The following is a 15,403-nucleotide window of genomic DNA, read 5'->3' as shown; positions in this document are numbered from 1 at the left end:
AGCAGCCGGCGTCCGTAGCGTCGAAGGCATGGAGATCACGACCACCGACCTCGGGCTCGCAGCCCGCGTCCAGCACCTCAAGAAGACCTACGGCGCCGGCGAGGGCACCGTCCACGCGCTGGACGACGTCAGCGTCGGCATCCGCCGCGGACAGTTCACCGCCATCATGGGACCGTCCGGTTCGGGCAAGTCCACGCTCATGCACATCATGGCCGGCCTCGACACCCCGACGCAGGGGAGGAGCTGGATCGGCGACACCGAGATCACGGAGCTCGGAGACCTCGATCTCACGATCCTGCGCCGCCGCCGGGTCGGCTTCATCTTCCAGGCGTTCAACCTCGTGCCGACGCTCACCGCCCTCGGCAACATCATGCTGCCGTTCGAACTCGACGGGCGGCGACCCAGCGCGATCGAGAAGGCGCGCATCGATGGACTGATCCAGACGCTCGGGCTCGGATCCCGTCTGCAGCACCGACCGCATCAGCTCTCGGGGGTCAGCAGCAGCGCGTCGCCATCGCCCGTGCGCTCGCCACGGCGCCCGATCTCGTGTTCGCCGACGAGCCCACGGGCAATCTCGATTCCCGCACGGGGCGCGAGGTGCTGCAGCTGCTGGCCACCGCGAGCCGCGAGCATGGACAGTCCATCGCCATGGTCACCCACGACGCGATCGCGGCGAGCCATGCCGACCGGGTGCTGTTCCTCGGAGACGGCCGGATCGTCGCCGACCACCCGCGCCAGACCGCCGAGGAGATCTCGGCCTACATGCTCGCCGCCGAGGTCGCGGCATGAGCGCCGTCATCGAGTCTCCGACTCTCGCCGTCGTACCGCAGACGTCCGCGACCGGTCCGCGCCTCGCCTGGCTGCGCGACCGGGGCATGGGCGCCAGCATCCTGGTCGCAGCGCTCTCGGCCGCTTTCGGAGTGGTGCTGGTCGAGACCACGGCCTACCTCGGAGCCGTGCTGCAGGCCGACCCCTTCATCGGCGACAGCGAGACGCTCGCGTTCATCGTGGGACTGCTCTCGGTTCTGCTCACGGGCGTCGCGATGTACGTCGCCGCGATCGTCACCGCGAACACGTTCTCGACGATCATCGCCGGGCGCACGCGTCAGATCGCCCTGATGCGCCTCATCGGCGCGACCGCGAGGTCCCAGCGGGCCGTGGTCGGCCGGCAGGGCTTCGCGGTGGGGGTCATCGGCGCGGCACTCGGGCTTCTCGCCGGCCTCGCGATCGCCGCGGTCGGCGTGCAGATCGGTTCCGGTCTGATCGAGAACGTGCCGCAGGGGTTCTCTCTCGCCCAGCCGTTCATCGCCTTGCCGGTCGTCGGCGTCGCGCTCACGACCTGGGCGGCGGCATGGGTGGGCTCCAGACGCGTCCTCGCCGTCACGCCGCTGCAGGCGATCGGCGGGTCGGTCGAGCGCACTCACGACGAGCTGTCCCGCCCCGGGCGGCACATCGGCGCATGGATCCTGCTGGTTTCCGGCACCGTGCTGCTGGCGGCAGGGGTCGTCGTCGGCCTCGTGCACCCGCTCGGGGTGGTCGTCGCCTTCGTCGGCGGACTGCTCTCCTTCACCGGACTCGCGCTCGGATCGGTGCTGTTCATGCCTCCCGTGCTGCGTCTGGTCGGGCGGATGTTCGGATCGAGTGCCACGGCACGACTCGCGGCCGAGAACGCCCTCCGCTATCCCGAGCGCTCGTCGCGCATGGCGATCGGCGTCGTGATGGGGGTCACACTGGTCACGATGTTCGCGGTCGCGCTCGAATCGGTCAAGCAGATGCTGATCGGTCAGGTCGAGGGCGAGACGCCTGCGGAGTTCTTCACCCCGTTCGACGCCTTCGCATCGGTGATGATGGTGCTCGTGGCGGTGTCGGCGGTGATCGCCGCGGTCGGTCTCGTCAACCTTCTGACGATCGGCGTCGTGCAGCGTCGTCGCGAGCTCGGACTCCTCCGGTCCATCGGCCTGTCCAATGGGCAGGTGCGCCGCATGGTGCTGCTCGAGGCGGCGCACATCACGGTGGCCGCCACGCTGACCGGGTTGATCCTGGGCATCGCCTACGGATGGATCGCGGCGCAGTCGCTGCTCGGCTCCGTGCCGACCCTGCCCGACTTCGAGGCCGCCGGGCTCGTCGCACCGCACGTGCCCTGGCTGCCCGTGGTCATCATCGTCGCGGCGACCGCTGTGCTGACCCTGGTGGCTGCCGCGACGCCGACCCGCCTCGCCACCCGCGTGGCGCCCGTCGACGCACTGGCCGCCGACTGACGACTACGCCTGGGGATGCCCCGATGACCGAATCCGTCATCGGGGCATCGGCACCCGGGCGGTCGTTCTAGGCTGGACGGATGCCGTCTCCGTTCGACCAGTCCACGTATCAGGTGCGTCTCGAGTGGGGCGTCGACGGGCTCGATCGCCTCGCGACCGCCGATGTCGTCGTGGTGGTCGACGTGCTCCGTTTCTCGTCGACGGTGGCAGACGCTGTCGCGTCGGGCTCCGCGGTCTCGCTCGACGACGCGCGTGAATGGTCCCGCAACGGCGCCGCGGTCGCCGCCCGCGCCGGCGACGCGGTCGTGCTGATCGGAAGTCTCCGCAACGCGGCGGCAGTGGCACGAGCGATCGCGACGCTGCAGGAGCGCAACCAGTCACGCACTTCCGTGAGCGTGATCGCCGCGGGCGAAGCCGACGCCGCGGGCGCCGTGCGCTTCGCGGTCGAAGACCACCTGGGAGCCGGTGCGATCGTCGCCGCGCTCACCGAACTCGGCATCGACCACACGGCGCCCGATGCGGCCGTGGCCGCCGAGGGATTCCGCGCGCTGAAGAGGGCGCTGCGCCACATGGTCAGCGCGAGCGGTTCGGCGCGTGAGCTCGCGGACGGGGTCGCCGCGACCGAGCGGATGCGGGCATCCGGTGCTGCGCCGACGACGGTGTCGGACGCCGCCGAGCTCGACGCCCTGGATGTCGTCCCCGTGCTGCGTGATGGGCTCTTCGTCGCCTTCGACTGAGCGGTCTGCGGTCGTCCCCGGCGCGCAGGTCATCCCCGCTCGGGGGTGAGGCGCCTGTGGATCTCGTCCCTGCACGCGCTCGGCAACAGGCCGTGCATCCGGCACGGGTTTCGTGTTCCGCGACGTAGGGTCATGGCATGAGGTTCGTCCCCGCTTTCATCGTCGATGCCGTCCTGGTGCTCGTCTTCGCCGTGATCGGCCGTGCCTCGCACGGAGAAGATCCCGGCGGGTTCCTGATCACCGCCTGGCCGTTCATCGTCGCCCTTCTGCTGGGTCACATCGTGGCCGCGCTTCTGCCGGCGAGACCGCGTCGTCCGTGGTCGCTGGCCTGGGGTGCCGTCGTCTGGCTCGTCACCGTGGTCGGCGGGCTGCTGCTGCGCGTCGTGGCGGGGGACACCGCGCAGATCGCGTTCATCATCGTCACGACCCTCGTGCTCGGCGTCTTCCTCGTCGGGTGGCGAGCCCTGGCAGCGCTCCTGCGTCGGCGTGCGGGGCGTGCGAGCGATGCCGGTGCGGCGCGCGGGCGGCCTGAGGAGCGGGAGGATGACGACACTCCCGTCGACCGGGACGCACCCGCCGACGCGGCAGCCTCGGAGCGAGCGCAGGAGGAGCCCTCCCCCGAGGCCGATCCGGAATCAGGTCCTCACGCGCGCTGACCGCACTCTGTGGGTTCGCGGCGCTCGGGGCGGGTCGACGTCGTGCGCGGATCAGCGCGACATCTGCGCCGCGAGCCTCGTGTCGGCCGTGATCTCGCGCCGAGTCCAGTCGAACAGGTAGCGCGCGTCGTACGAGCGGGAGCACCGCGCGCACGATGTGGCGCGTGACGGACGCCGGTGGCGGTAGGTCACGTGACCAGCGGGGCACTGGCCGACCCACGGCGCGAGTTCGACCGCCGTCTCGCCATGGTGGGTGGTTCCGCCGACGTAGCCCAGGTCTCGGGCCACGCGCTTCCAGGTCGGGCCGTGGGCCGCTTCATGACCCGCGAGGGCATGCGCCACCTCGTGCAGCAGCACCTGATGGATCTCGTCGTCCTCGAACCGCGCAGCCAGATACCGCGACACGGTGATGCGCTTCTTCGTGTAGTCGCACTGCCCCGCCCGACGCTTCGCGTGGTCGAAGCCGAATGACCAGCTGTCGTCGAGGTGCAGCGTGATCAGTGCCTCGCCCCAGACGCGCACCCGGTCAAGTTCCGCCATGCGATCAGGCTAAGCCATACCGCCGACATCGCCCCTCAGCGGGGCACCGGCGGGCGTGTGCTGCCGTCAGCCGGCGACGAGCTGCGTCGTGCGGCGCCGCTCGGCGGCTTCGATGGCGAGCAGCACCGTCTCGAGCTCTCGGTCCTCGGCCCCGGCCTCGCGGCGCAGGAAGAGGGACTGCTTGAAGCTCTCGCGAGCGGTCTCGTAGTCGCCGGCCTCGTAGGCGTTCCTGCCGTGATGGTGGTGCGCGAACGCGGCGATCGACAGCCAGCGCTGTCCCTCGGCCTCGGCGGCGCACGTCGCGAGCTCCTGCTCGGCGGCGGCGTGGGCGCCGCGGTGCTGCAGGATCGTGGCGTGCAGCACCCTCGAGCGCAGGACGTCCTTGCGTGTGCCCGCCATGCGCGACTGGCGCACGGCCTCATCGGCGAGGGGGAGCGCTTCGTCCAGACGGTCGAGGACCTTCAGCAGCCAGACCCGCTCCAGCAGTGCCGGAAGGCTCCGCTGGCTCTCGATCTCCTCCAGCCGTGCGGCGCATTCACCGAGGTCGACCAGCTCGCGAAGGCTCTCCGGGTCGTATCCCTGGATGAAACTCATTGCTCTCCTTCCGCAGCGTCCCCCGTCAAGTGTGCCTCGCGTCGGCGCAGTCGTCGGGGCGGCACGCCCCACGGCCCCGCATCCGATCTCGATCGAGGCCTCAGCGGAGGAACAGCGAGGCGTCCGGACGGGGGGAGGCGACGGCATCCGCATCGGTCACCACGCGCGCACCCTGCACGAAGGCGGTCACCTCGGCACCCTGCGCGATCTTGGCGGGATGCGGCCCCGCGGCGAGCATCCTGGGCAGCCATTCGGTGGGCAGGGGAGCCGCCGATGCGGCGATCACGAGGTTGCCGAACCTGCGCCCCTTCAGCACCTGGGTGTCGGCGAGGACGCCGATCTCGGGCAGAACCTCCGCGATCGTCGCGACCTGTCGCCGGGCGAACGCGAGGCCCGGCCCGTCGGCGACGTTCACGAGCAGCACGCCGGCGGGCGCGAGCAGTTCGGCGAGTTCGCGGTAGAACTCGATGCTGGTGAGGTGGGCCGGCGTCTGGGCTCCGGAGTAGACGTCGGACACCACCAGATCGCAGGTGCCGACGATCGCCGGGGGAGGCGGCGGACGCCCTCGCGGGCATCTCCGATGCGGAGCCGGATGGCCGCGCCTCGCGGCAGGGGGAGGTGCTCGCGCACGAGGGTGGCCAGCGGTGCCTCGAGCTCGATCACCTGCTGCCGGGAACCGGGGCGGGTCGCCTCGATGTAGCGGGGGATCGTCAGTGCGCCCGCGCCGAGGTGCACCGCCGTCAGGGGTCCGGCGGCGAGCTGGTCGATCACGGCGCCCATCCGCACGATGTACTCGAAGTGCAGGTGCGTGGGGTCATCCAGGTCGACGTGCGACTGCGGGGTGTCGTCGACGATGAGCTCGAATCCGCTGGTGAACTCCGACGGCACGATGCGGGCGATGCCTCCGTGGTCGAGACGGACCTGCGGGTGCTCGGTGTCCTTCGCTCGCGTCCTGCCCATCCTCCGAGACTACGCGCTCACTCCGCCTCGACATCGTGTGGTCGGCTCACGCGATGGGAGGATTGAGGGCTGCTGACTCGCCGCGAGTCTGCCGCGGAGGCTCGATGTTACGGCCGCATGACGTTTCCGAGAATAACTTGCAGGGAATTAGTTAGTGATGAATACTTTTTCCTACGTGGTAGGCACCCGATGCCGCCAGGACGTTCAAAGAGGAGATCCCTGATGCATAAGCGCATTCTTCCGGTCGTGGCGCTGGGCGCCGTGGCCACCCTGGGCCTGGCGGCCTGTGCCGGCGGCGGAGCCGACACCGGCGGAGCCGTCGACGGAGAGGGCCAGGAGCTCACCGTCTGGATCATGAAGGGCACGAACCCGGACGCGAGCGCGTTCTACGACGAGGTCTCGAGCGCCTTCGAAGACGAGACCGGCGCCACGGTCAAGATCGAGGAGATCCAGTGGGCGGACGCTCACGATCGCTTCGTCACGTCGATCGCCGGCGGCACCACGCCCGACATCGCCGAGACCGGAACCACCTGGACCGCGGAGTTCGCGGACGCGGGTGCCCTCGAGCCGCTCGACGAGTACGTCGACGCCGAAGACGGCCTGCGTGACGACCTCGTCGAGGGCCTCGCGGTCGCCGGCACCTACGAAGACGAGCTGTACGGCATGCCGTGGTACGCCGGAGTCCGCTCCATCGTCTACCGCACCGACGTGTTCGAGGAGCTCGGTCTCGAGGCCCCGAAGACGTGGGACGACATCGTCACCGCTGGCGAGGCCATCAAGGCCGCCAAGCCCGACATGCTGCCGTTCCCCGTCGCGGGTGACGCGGAGTTCCAGGTGTACCCCTGGGTCTGGGGCGCCGGCGGCGAGGTCGCGACCCTCGACGGCAAGACCTGGACGAGCGAACTCGACAGCAAGGAGTCGCAGGCCGGCATCGAGTTCTACACCGGACTCGCGACCGAGCACGGCTTCTCCTCCGCCGGGGCCACGACCTGGAAGGAGACGGACCTCCGTGACTCGTTCACGCAGGGCAACGTCGCCATGATGCTCTCGGGCTCCTGGACCCCGAAGGCTCTGATCGAGGCCAACCCCGAGCTCGAGGGCAAGATCGGCGCCGCCGTGATCCCCGGCGAGGACGGCGGCATCGCTCCGTCCGTGCTCGGCGGCTCGCACCTGTCGGTCTTCAACACGACCGAGAACGCCGACCTCGCATGGGAGTTCGTCAAGCTGATGACCACGGGCGAGTTCGCCGAGAAGTGGGCTGACGAGACCGGATACTTCCCGGGCGTGCAGTCCGCGATGGAGGAGGCCCTGGCCTCGACCGACCCGCTCGTCGCTCCGTTCGCGCAGCAGATGGTCGAGGGCGGCGCATCCGTGCCGGTCACGCCGAACTTCGGTGCCGTTCAGGCGAAGAAGACCACCAACTCGATGATCCAGGCGATCCTCAGCGGGCAGAAGGACGTCGCCACGGCGACGAAGGATGCCGCTGCTGAGATGACCGATCTGCTCAACCAGTAAGGCTGTATCCCTTCATGTCGATGGTGCAAGCGCCACTGCCGGTCACGGAGGCGGAGTCCACCTCCGCCTCGGTGGCCGGCGGCCGGCCGCCCAAGCGGGGTTTCTCGCTGATCACGGCCCGCCCCTGGCTTCTTCTCGCCCCCGGGCTGGTCATCCTCGCGGTGCTCATGCTCTGGCCGCTCATCCAGGTCGTCATCTTCTCGCTGCAGGACTACGGTCTTCGCGAGATCAACACCGGCGAGAACAACTGGATCGGCGTCGACAACTACGTCGAGGCGCTCACCAACTCGACCCTGTGGACCGTCGTCCTGCCGAACACCGTCGGCTTCGCCGCCGTCGCCGTGTTCGTCACGGTCGCGGTCGGCACGCTCGTGGCGCTGCTGCTCGCGAAGCTGGGCACGGTGTGGCGCACCATCGTCTCGAGCTGCATCATGGTGGCCTGGGCGATGCCGGCCGTCACCGGAACCTACGTCTGGACGTTCATCTTCGATGCCGACCGCGGCATCTTCAACACCGTCCTGCAGGATCTCGGCCTGATGGACGACCCGGTGAACTGGTTCACCAATCAGTGGTCGTTCTACGCGATCGTGCTGCTGAACGTCGTGCACCACGGCTTCCCGTTCGTCGCCATCACGGTGCTCGCGGGCCTGCTCGGCGTCTCGAAGGAGATGCTCGAGGCGGCCGCGCTCGACGGCGCGAACGCGTGGATGCGGTTCTGGAAGATCATCTTCCCCACTCTCAAGCCCGTCTTCTCGGTCGTGATCATCCTGTCGACGATCTGGGATTTCAAGGTCTTCGCGCAGGTCTACCTGATGCCCGGTGGAGGCGGCGGCAACCGGTCGGTGCTGAACCTCGGCGTCTGGTCGTACGTCGAATCCTTCGGCCAGAACCGCTACGGCTTCGGTGCCGCGCTCGCCGTGCTGCTCACCCTCGTGCTGATCGGCATCACGATCGTGTACATCCGCTCCCTCATGAAGGAGGACGAGCTGTGAACCCCCGCCCGTCTGTCATGTCGCGCGTCGGCACCGGCATCGCGATCGCCGCCGTCCTGATCTTCACGCTGTTCCCCGTCTACTGGATGGTGTCCAGTGCGCTCGACGCCAAGGCGTCCAGCGGAGGGCAGTCGCTGCTGCCTCAGGAGTTCACGTTCGACAACTTCGCCTTCGTCCTCACCGACGGCGGTTTCGGCACCTACCTCCGCAACTCCGCGATCGTGGCTCTCGTCACCGTCCTGGTCAGCGCCCTCGTGTGTCTGCTCGCGGCTGTCGCGGTCGCCCGGTTCCGCTTCAAGTTCCGCACGACCATCCTGATGATGATCCTCGTCGTGCAGATGGTTCCGCTCGAGGCCCTCGTCATCCCGCTCTTCCTGCAGGTCAAGAGCCTCGGGCTGCTCAACAGCATCCTCGGCCTGATGGTCGTGTACGTCGCGCTCTCGCTGGCGTTCGGGATCTGGATGCTGCGCGGGTTCGTCGCCGCCGTGCCCGTCGAGCTCGAGGAGGCCGCGTACATCGACGGCGCCAGCTGGTGGCGGATGTTCCGCTCGATCCTGCTGCCGCTGGTGATGCCCGGTCTCGTCGCGACCAGCATCTTCAGCTTCATCACGGCCTGGAACGAATTCATCTTCGCCATGACGATCCTCGGCAGCGCGACTGACCAGTACACGGTCTCGATCGGACTGAAGTCGTTCTTCGGCCTGCACTCCAACGACTGGGGCAGCATCATGGCCGCGTCGACGATCATCACGATCCCGGTGATGGTGTTCTTCGTGATCGTGCAGCGTCGTCTCTCGGCCGGCATGGTCGCGGGAGCGGTGAAGGGATGACCGACGACCTCGTCCGCCTCGCCAACGGGGTGCTCTGGCCGGGGTTCCTCGGCACGGAGGCCCCCGAATGGCTTCTCGACGAGCTGCGCGACGGCCTCGCGGGTGTCGTGTACTTCAGTCAGAACGTCGGCGAGGGACTTTCGCCTCTGAGCGACGAGATCCGCCGGGCCAATCCGGACGCACTGATCGGGATCGACGAGGAGGGCGGCAACGTCACACGCCTCGAGTCCGCAGCCGGCTCCACGCTTCCGGGGGCGGCTCAGCTGGGCATCGTCGACGACGTCGAGGCGACGCGGGCATCGGGTGCCGAGCTGGCTCGACGAGTGGCCGCGATCGGCGGCAACGTCGTGCTCGGTCCCGTCGCGGATGTGAACACCGATCCGCGGAATCCTGTGATCGGCGTCCGTTCCTTCGGCAGCGACCAGAAGCTCGTCGCCCGACACGTGCAGGCGGCGGTGGAGGGCCTGCAGAGCACGGCGGTCGCGGCGTGCGTCAAGCACTTCCCGGGGCACGGTGACACGCACACCGACTCGCACCACGCACTGCCCGAGATCTCGCTGGGGATCGAGGAGTTCGAGCGCGTGCACCTCGAGCCGTTCCGCGCGGCGGTGGCCGCAGGTGTCGACGCCGTCATGACCGCGCACATCGTCGTTCCCGCCTGGGGCGCCGAGCCGGCGACGCTGAATCCCCGAGTGCTCGGGCTGCTCCGCGGCTGGGGCTTCGACGGCGTGATCATCACGGATGCCCTCGACATGGCGGCCATCCGCGAGACCGTCGGCATCGGCGAAGGCGCCGCGCGGGCCCTCGCGGCCGGAGCGGATCTGCTGTGCATCGGCAACCCGACGAACCGCGGTGAGGCCACGCTCCCCGACCAGGACCGTCGAGACTTCCTCGCCGCGCGCGACGGGATCCTCGCGGCAGTGGACGACGGCTCACTCTCTCGCGAACGACTCGCCGAAGCGGCCGGGAGGGTCTCCCGCCTGGGTCAGACCCTGAGCGTCCGTGCCGAGACCGCGACTCCCGTCGAGTACGACGGATCGGACATCGTCCGACGCGCGATTACAGGAGTGACGCGCGATGCCGAGGCGCTCGCCGTCGTCGATGCTCGCCGACGTTCGACGCTCGCGGTCGACAGCGCGTCGGCGTACGTGGCTGAGACTCTGGCGGCAGACGGTCATCGCGTGCGCGTCGACGTCGCACGGACGACGATCGACGAGCAGGATGGGGCTCTCGACGCGGCTGTCGCGGCAGACGGACTGACGGTCGTCCTCGTGGATCGTCCAGACACCGACGACGGGCAGCGTGCGCTCGTCGAGCGCGCCGCTCTGCGTGATCCCGACGCGGTCGTGGTCAACGTCGGACTCGCGGCACGGCGGCCTCTGCCCCTCGCGCTCGTGGAGGTCGGATCCGCGAACCGGATCGGAGCCCAGGCCGCCAGAGATCGACTGATCGGGGGCTCGTCGCGCCGCGCCGATCCGTCGCCCGACAGCGCAGGTGCCGCCGACTGAGGCAGGATGACACCGTGGACGCCGATGTTCTCGCGCTGGTGCGCCGATCCGTTCCCCGACTGAGTGCTGCAGAAGCACGGGTCGCGGAGACGATCCTCGGAGACCCCACGCTCGTCGTCGACCTCGCCATCAACGACCTCGCCCAGCTCTGTCACACATCGCTGTCGACCGTGGCTCGCTTCGCGCAGTCGCTCGGCTTCAGCGGATACCGGGAGCTGCGGGTCGCGGTCGCCCGCACGATCACGCTCGCCCAGGCGCAGCAGGCGCGCTTCGGCCTCGACACCACGGCGATCGATCCCGATGACGAGCCGTCCGCCATCGCTGCGAAGCTCGCGGCACAGGAGATCGACGCGATCGAGAAGACGGCGCTCGGACTGGACGCCGACGCGCTTGACCGCGTCGCCAGGGCCGTCGTGGCGGCGCGCCACGTCGATCTGTTCGGGCAGGCCGCATCGTCGTTGACCGCTCAGGACCTTCAGCAGAAGCTCGCGCGCATCGGGTGCTCGGTCGCGCACTCCGCCGATCCGCACCTCGCCCTCACGACGGCGTCGCTGCGGACCCCGGAGGACGTCGTCATCGCGTTCTCCCACGGGGGCGAGACGCAGGAGGTCGTCCGGGCTGTCGAGATCGCCAGAGATGCGGGCGCCTTGTCGGTGGCCATCACCAGCGCGCCCGACTCGACGCTCGCGCTCGCCGCAGACGTCTCGCTGATCACCTACGCGCAGGAGTCGCCGTTCCGCATGGCCGCGATGTCGAGCCGCATCGCGCAGCTGGCGCTGGTCGACATCCTCTTCGTCCGGGTCGTCCAGCACCGGGGTGAACCCGTGGTCATCCCGCTGCAGCTGACGCACGACGCTGCGGCGCCGCGTCGACGTCGCTAGAGGCAGGCGATGAGATACCCGTCGACCGTCACCGGTGCCCGTGGCGACCGGCAGGAACAGCGCCGCTGATCAGTCGATGTGGTCTCGGGTGCTGACCAGTGCCCTGGTCGCGATCCGGTGCGCGCGAGCGAGGCTGCCGGTGAGCGAGAGTCCCGACAGGACGCCGGCCAGGAATCCGGCGGCGAACGCATCTCCGGCGCCGATGGACTCCACGACGGGGACATCGAGCGACCTGCTGTCGGTGCGCTCGGCGCCGTCGAAGGCCACAGCGCCGTCTGGACTCGTGGCCAGCAGATACCTCGGTTCGGGGAACAGCTCGCGCAGTCGATCGGGCTCGCCGGTGCCGAAGACCGCCTCGGCGTCGGGGCGTGTGCAGAACGCGATGTCGGCGCGGCGGACGTAGTCCGCGATCACCGCGCGCCCCTCGTCCTGTCGCCCGCGCCACAGCGCAGGTCGCCAGTTCACGTCGAAGCTGAGCAGCCGCCCGTCGCGCGGCGCATCGAAGAGGGCGTTCTGCGCTGCGTGGGCGGTGTCCGAGAGAGCAGGCGTGATCCCCGAGGTGTGCACGAGGGCGGCCTGTGACAGCAGCGCGGATGCCGCGTCGGAGTCGAGCGTCGCCGGCGACAGGGCCGCGGCCGCGGAGCCCGAGCGGTAGTAGTGCATGGTCCCGTCGACGGAGCCGTCCGGACGCGGTGACAGCTCCTTGACGTAGAGGCCGGTGGGCGCCTCGGCGTCGATCTCCACGGCGGAGTCGTCGACCTCGTGCCGGCGCAGCTCGGCGGTGAGGAAGCGCCCGAACCCGTCGTCGCCCACACGGGAGACGACGGCGGCGCGGATGCCGGCCGAGGCCAGTGCGATCGCCGTGTTCCACTCCGCTCCGGCGAGCGAGCGGTGGAACGTCCGCACGTCCTCGAGGGGCGCGGCGATGGCCGGGACGAAGGAGACGAGGCCCTCGCCGACGCAGACGGCGAGGGGAGACGTGTCGGGCACGCTCTGGAGATTACCGGATCGGCCACACCCCCGGACATCCGTAACAGGAATGAAACCTGCAGGTGTTTGGCATCGGTCTGCGCACTGGGTAGTTTCAAGGAATCACCGTTTCCGAAGTCGACGATGTCTTCGGAACGCGCACAGCAGCGCTCGACAGGAAGGTCACACAATGCACCACTCAGTCATGCGTCGGCGAGGTCTCATCGCCGTCACCGGAGCGGCAGTCGCCGCGATGGTCCTCTCAGGATGCGTCGCCAGCGAGCGCGGCGACGACGGCGGAGAGGCGTCCGGCGATGTCGACGGAACCTTCGTGTTCGCGGCGTCCTCCGACCCGGCGAGCCTCGACCCGGCCTTCGCCCAGGACGGCGAGAGCTTCCGCGTCTCGCGTCAGATCTTCGAGGGCCTCGTCGGCACCGAGCCCGGCACGGCCGACCCGGCACCGCTGCTGGCCGAGTCATGGGAATCGTCCGAAGACGGCATGAGCCACACCTTCACGCTGAAGGAGGACGTGACCTTCCACGACGGCACGCCGTTCAACGCCGAAGCCGTATGCGCGAACTTCGACCGCTGGTTCAACTGGACCGGCCTCGCGGCCTCCGAGGCGTTCGGCTACTACTACAACAAGCTCTTCAAGGGCTACGCGGAGAACCCGGCTGACGCCGTCTACAAGTCCTGCACCCCCGACGGCGACTACTCCGTGACGATCGACCTGAACAAGCCGTTCGCAGGGTTCGTGGCGTCGCTGTCGCTGCCGTCCTTCTCCATGCAGAGCCCTTCGGCCCTGCAGGAGTTCGGTGCTGACGAGGTCAGCGGCTCGGCCGAGGCACCCGTCCTCTCGGAGTACGCGATGGGGCACCCGGTCGGCACCGGCCCGTACCAGTTCGACGAGTGGGCGCCGGGCGAGCAGGTCTCGCTCAAGGCGTACGACGACTACTGGGGCGAGGCGGGTCAGATCGACGAGATCATCTTCCGCACGATCGACGACCCGACCGCGCGTCGTCAGGCTCTCGAGTCCGGCTCCATCGACGGCTACGACCTCGTCGGTCCGGCCGACACGCAGGCACTCGAGGACGACGGCTTCACCATGGTCTCCCGTCCTCCGTTCACGATCCTGTACCTCGCGTTCAACCAGGCGCTCCCTGAGCTGCAGGACCCGAAGGTCCGCGAGGCGCTCTCGTACGCGGTCGACAAGGATGCACTGATCAGCCAGGTCCTGCCCGAGGGCACCGAGAAGGCGATCGAGTTCGTGCCCGACACCGTCAACGGCTACAACCCCGATGTCACGACCTACGACTACGACCCCGAGAAGGCCAAGGAGCTGCTGGCAGAGGCCGGCTACGACGAGGCCAACCCGCTGAAGCTGACCTTCAACTACCCGGTCAACGTCTCGCGTCCCTACATGCCGGACCCCGAGCAGATCTTCACGGTCCTCTCGTCGCAGCTCGCCGAGGTCGGCGTCGAGACCACCCCGGTCTCGGAGGAGTGGGTCGAGTACCTCGACCGCACCACCGGCACGTCGGACCACGGCATCCACCTGCTCGGCTGGACCGGTGACTACAACGACACGGACAACTTCGTCGGCGTCTTCTTCGGGCAGCAGAGCTCCGAGTGGGGCTTCGACAACCCGGAGCTGTTCCAGAAGCTCAACGAGGCTCGCGGCGTCTCCAACCTCGAGGACCAGACGGCCCTCTACGAGGAGATCAACGAGATGGTCGCGCAGTTCATCCCCGGTGTCCCGCTCGCGCACCCGGCGCCCACACTGGCGTTCGACCCGCGTGTCGAGAGCTACCCCGCCAGCCCGGTGAACGACGAGGTCTTCACGGACATCGTCCTCACCGAGTAGGTCTGACCGACTGAGTTGCCCACCCGGGTCCCCGCGCTCGCCGCGGGGACCCGGGCCCGGCGTACCTTCTGATCAACGGAGACCTCTTGCTGCGCACCATCGGCAGACGACTGCTTTTCCTCATCCCCACCCTGATCGGCCTCAGCATCCTGCTGTTCGCCTGGGTCAGGGCCCTCCCCGGCGGCCCGGCCGTCGCGCTTCTCGGCGAGAAGGCGACACCCGAGGCCATCGCGAGGGTCAACGAGCTCTACGGCTTCAACAAGCCCATCATCGAGCAGTACTTCATCTGGGTCGGCCGCCTGCTGCAGGGCGACTTCGGCACATCGATCCAGACCAACCGCCCGGTCACGGAGGAGTTCTTCCGCCGATTCCCGGCCACGATCGAGCTGAGCGTCGTCGCGCTCATCTTCGCGGTCGGCGTGGGCATCCCGCTCGGATACTGGGCCGCTCGCCGCCACGGCAAGTTCACCGACCACGCGTCGGTCGTGCTGAGCCTCATCGGCATCACCATCCCGGTGTTCTTCCTCGCCTTCATCCTCAAGTACGTGTTCGCCGTGCAGCTCGGCTGGCTGCCGTCGGACGGCAGGCAGAACCCACGAATAGACGCCACCCATCCGACGGGGTTCTATGTGTGGGACGGCATCATCACCGGCGAGTTCGACGCCTCGTGGGATGCCCTCATGCACCTGGTGCTCCCGGCACTCGCGCTCGGCACCATCCCGCTCGCGATCATCGTCCGCATCACCAGGGCGAGCGTGCTCGAAGTGCAGAACGCGGACTACGTGCGGACGGGGCGGGCGAAGGGCGTCGGCTCGTCGACGCTGCGCAGTCGCTTCATCCTCCGCAACGCGATGCTGCCGGTGATCACCACGATCGGTCTGCAGACCGGGCTCCTGATCTCGGGGGCAGTGCTCACCGAGACCGTCTTCGCGTTCCCCGGCATCGGGTCCTTCCTCGCGAGGGCGATCTTCACACGGGACTTCCCCGTGCTGCAGGGGTTCATCATCTTCATCGCGATCGCCTACGCGCTGATCAACCTGGCCGTCGATGTGTCGTACAGCTTCATCGATCCGAGAGTGCGGGTGCAGTGATGATCCGT

General features: G+C 68.8%; 13 protein-coding genes and 2 pseudogenes. 11 read left to right on the top strand and 4 right to left on the bottom strand.

All coding sequences use genetic code 11. From position 1 onward, the window contains the following. Window positions 1-28: 28 nt before the first annotated feature. The 4 genes and pseudogenes from ACZZZQ_RS03490 (at window position 29) to ACZZZQ_RS03475 (ending at window position 3,651) form a co-directional block, all read left to right on the top strand. Window positions 29-789: pseudogene (locus ACZZZQ_RS03490) on the top strand (ABC transporter ATP-binding protein). Continuing rightward, window positions 786-2,258 carry an ABC transporter permease gene (locus tag ACZZZQ_RS03485; RefSeq protein ID WP_463506898.1) on the top strand — a complete coding sequence of 491 codons (1,473 nt, stop codon included), beginning with the start codon at window positions 786-788 and terminating at the stop codon, window positions 2,256-2,258. The pseudogene ACZZZQ_RS03490 and the gene ACZZZQ_RS03485 overlap by 4 nt, the downstream one beginning before the upstream one ends. Window positions 2,259-2,338: 80 nt before the next feature. Continuing rightward, on the top strand, window positions 2,339-2,995 hold the full coding sequence (locus tag ACZZZQ_RS03480; RefSeq protein ID WP_056277169.1) for a 2-phosphosulfolactate phosphatase: 657 nt from the start codon (window positions 2,339-2,341) through the stop codon (window positions 2,993-2,995). A 137-nt stretch (window positions 2,996-3,132) separates the two neighbouring features. After that, a complete protein-coding gene (locus ACZZZQ_RS03475) occupies window positions 3,133-3,651 on the top strand; it encodes a DUF3054 domain-containing protein (RefSeq protein WP_463506897.1) in 519 nt (172 codons plus the stop codon). Between the two features lie 51 nt (window positions 3,652-3,702). Here the strand turns inward: ACZZZQ_RS03475 and ACZZZQ_RS03470 are convergent, their stop codons facing one another. The 3 genes and pseudogenes from ACZZZQ_RS03470 to ACZZZQ_RS03460 form a co-directional block, all read right to left on the bottom strand. Next, window positions 3,703-4,191, bottom strand: coding sequence for a SprT-like domain-containing protein (locus tag ACZZZQ_RS03470; RefSeq protein WP_053098888.1), 489 nt, complete (start codon window positions 4,189-4,191; stop codon window positions 3,703-3,705). 66 nt (window positions 4,192-4,257) lie between these two features. Next, window positions 4,258-4,785: a hypothetical protein gene (locus tag ACZZZQ_RS03465; protein WP_056277172.1), complete on the bottom strand. Its 528-nt coding sequence runs from the start codon at window positions 4,783-4,785 to the stop codon at window positions 4,258-4,260. 100 nt (window positions 4,786-4,885) lie between these two features. Next, a pseudogene (locus ACZZZQ_RS03460) lies at window positions 4,886-5,745 on the bottom strand (spermidine synthase). A gap of 222 nt (window positions 5,746-5,967) precedes the next feature. Here ACZZZQ_RS03460 and ACZZZQ_RS03455 point away from each other — a divergent pair. The 5 genes from ACZZZQ_RS03455 to ACZZZQ_RS03435 are packed head-to-tail and all read left to right on the top strand — an operon-like array spanning window position 5,968 to window position 11,471. Then, a complete protein-coding gene (locus ACZZZQ_RS03455) occupies window positions 5,968-7,260 on the top strand; it encodes a sugar ABC transporter substrate-binding protein (protein ID WP_053098891.1) in 1,293 nt (430 codons plus the stop codon). 14 nt (window positions 7,261-7,274) lie between these two features. Next, window positions 7,275-8,252 carry a carbohydrate ABC transporter permease gene (locus ACZZZQ_RS03450; protein WP_463506896.1) on the top strand — a complete coding sequence of 326 codons (978 nt, stop codon included), beginning with the start codon at window positions 7,275-7,277 and terminating at the stop codon, window positions 8,250-8,252. Further along, entirely contained in the window at window positions 8,249-9,082 is an 834-nt protein-coding gene (locus ACZZZQ_RS03445; RefSeq protein WP_053098893.1) for a carbohydrate ABC transporter permease, read from the top strand. Before ACZZZQ_RS03450 ends, ACZZZQ_RS03445 begins: the two co-directional genes overlap by 4 nt. Further along, window positions 9,079-10,590 carry a glycoside hydrolase family 3 N-terminal domain-containing protein gene (locus ACZZZQ_RS03440; RefSeq protein WP_463506895.1) on the top strand — a complete coding sequence of 504 codons (1,512 nt, stop codon included), beginning with the start codon at window positions 9,079-9,081 and terminating at the stop codon, window positions 10,588-10,590. The genes ACZZZQ_RS03445 and ACZZZQ_RS03440 overlap by 4 nt, the downstream gene beginning before the upstream one ends. Window positions 10,591-10,604: 14 nt before the next feature. Next, the gene (locus ACZZZQ_RS03435) at window positions 10,605-11,471 is read left to right on the top strand and encodes a MurR/RpiR family transcriptional regulator (protein WP_056277179.1); all 867 of its coding nucleotides are present in this window, start codon (window positions 10,605-10,607) and stop codon (window positions 11,469-11,471) included. A gap of 69 nt (window positions 11,472-11,540) precedes the next feature. Here the strand turns inward: ACZZZQ_RS03435 and ACZZZQ_RS03430 are convergent, their stop codons facing one another. Then, complete coding sequence (locus ACZZZQ_RS03430; protein WP_463506894.1) at window positions 11,541-12,461, bottom strand: sugar kinase; 921 nt, start codon at window positions 12,459-12,461, stop codon at window positions 11,541-11,543. A 169-nt stretch (window positions 12,462-12,630) separates the two neighbouring features. Between ACZZZQ_RS03430 and ACZZZQ_RS03425 the strand changes: the two genes are divergently transcribed. Together ACZZZQ_RS03425 and ACZZZQ_RS03420 are read left to right on the top strand one after the other, a co-directional pair. Further along, complete coding sequence (locus ACZZZQ_RS03425) at window positions 12,631-14,304, top strand: ABC transporter substrate-binding protein (protein WP_053098897.1); 1,674 nt, start codon at window positions 12,631-12,633, stop codon at window positions 14,302-14,304. Between the two features lie 86 nt (window positions 14,305-14,390). Next, a complete protein-coding gene (locus ACZZZQ_RS03420; RefSeq protein WP_053098898.1) occupies window positions 14,391-15,395 on the top strand; it encodes an ABC transporter permease in 1,005 nt (334 codons plus the stop codon). Window positions 15,396-15,403 lie beyond the last annotated feature (8 nt).

The organism is Microbacterium sp. AC132, assembly GCF_979258525.1.
Note: the sequence above shows the minus strand (reverse complement) of the source record. Positions and strands in the feature narration are given on the sequence as shown.